The following is a 1,436-nucleotide window of genomic DNA, read 5'->3' as shown; positions in this document are numbered from 1 at the left end:
TTTGCCGAACAGGCCCTGAGCTACCGTGAGCTGAACCGGCGCGCCAACCAGCTGGCGCACAAGCTGCGCGAACAGGGCGTGGGGCCGGACGTGCTGGTGGGCATTGCCGCCGAGCGCAGCGTGGACATGGTCATCGGCCTGCTGGGCATCCTCAAGGCCGGTGGCGCCTATGTGCCGCTGGACCCGGAATACCCCGCCGAGCGCCTGGCCTACATGATGCAGGACAGCGGCATCGGCCTGCTGCTGACGCAAGCCCACCTGCTGGCGCAGTTGCCGGTACCTGAGGGTGTGCAGCCACTGTTGCTCGAACCGCTGCCGGGCTACAGCGATGCCGACCCGGTGCACCACACCCGCCCGGGCAACCTGGCCTACGTGATCTACACCTCCGGCTCCACCGGCCGGCCCAAGGGCGCGGGCAACAGCCATCGCGCGCTGGTCAACCGCCTGTGCTGGATGCAGCAGGCCTACGGCCTGGATGCCAGTGATACGGTGCTGCAGAAAACCCCGTTCAGTTTCGATGTCTCGGTCTGGGAGTTTTTCTGGCCGCTGCTGGCCGGCGCACGCCTGGCCGTGGCGCAACCGGGCGAGCACCGTGACCCGGAGCGCCTGGTGGAGGTGATCAGGCAGTACGCGGTGACCACGCTGCACTTTGTCCCGTCGATGCTGCAGGCGTTCATGGGCAGCGCCGAGGTCGAGCGCTGCAGCAGTCTCAAGCGTGTGGTGTGCAGCGGCGAAGCCTTGCCTGCAGAGCTGGCGCAGCAGACCCTGGCACGCCTGCCCGGCGCACAGTTGTACAACCTTTACGGCCCGACCGAAGCGGCCATCGATGTCACCCACTGGACCTGCCGCCCGGGCGGCGACAGCGGCGTGCCGATTGGCCGCCCGATCGACAACCTGAAAACCCACATCCTCGGTGCCGGGCTGCAGAATGTCGCCCCACGCGCGGCTGGCGAGCTGTACCTGGGCGGCATCGGCCTGGCCCGTGGCTATCACCGTCGCCCGGCGCTGACCGCCGAACGTTTCGTCCCGGACCCCTTCGACAACACGGCACAAGGCGGCGGTCGCCTGTACCGCACCGGCGATCTGGCGCGCTACCGGGCCGACGGGGTGATCGACTACAAGGGCCGTCTCGATCACCAGGTGAAAATCCGCGGGCTGCGCATCGAGCTGGGCGAGATCGAGACGCGCCTGCTCGAGCAGCCGAACGTGCGCGAGGCGGTGGTGCTGGACATCGACGGGCCGGGTGGCAAGCAACTGGCCGCGTATCTGGTCATGGCCGGCGACCTGCCGAGCGACCCACAGCAACAGAACGCGCTGCGCGGCGAACTGCGCGAGCACCTCAGGCTCGGCCTGGCCGACTACATGGTCCCGACCCACTTGCTGTTCCTTGAGCGCCTGCCGGTAACGGCCAACGGCAAGCTGGACCGCAAAGCCCT

At 68.3% G+C, this 1,436-nt stretch carries 1 protein-coding gene; it reads left to right on the top strand.

What is annotated here, in order from left to right; translation table 11 throughout:
• On the top strand, positions 1-1,436 hold a 1,436-nt coding region (locus ACF8RA_RS01545), incomplete at both ends, for an amino acid adenylation domain-containing protein (protein ID WP_392487640.1).

Source organism: Pseudomonas sp. FYR_5, from assembly GCF_043106315.1.
Classification (GTDB): Bacteria; Pseudomonadota; Gammaproteobacteria; order Pseudomonadales; family Pseudomonadaceae; genus Aquipseudomonas; species Aquipseudomonas putida_Y.
The sequence above is the reverse complement of the archived record's forward strand: the minus strand, read 5'-3'. Positions and strand labels throughout refer to the sequence as shown.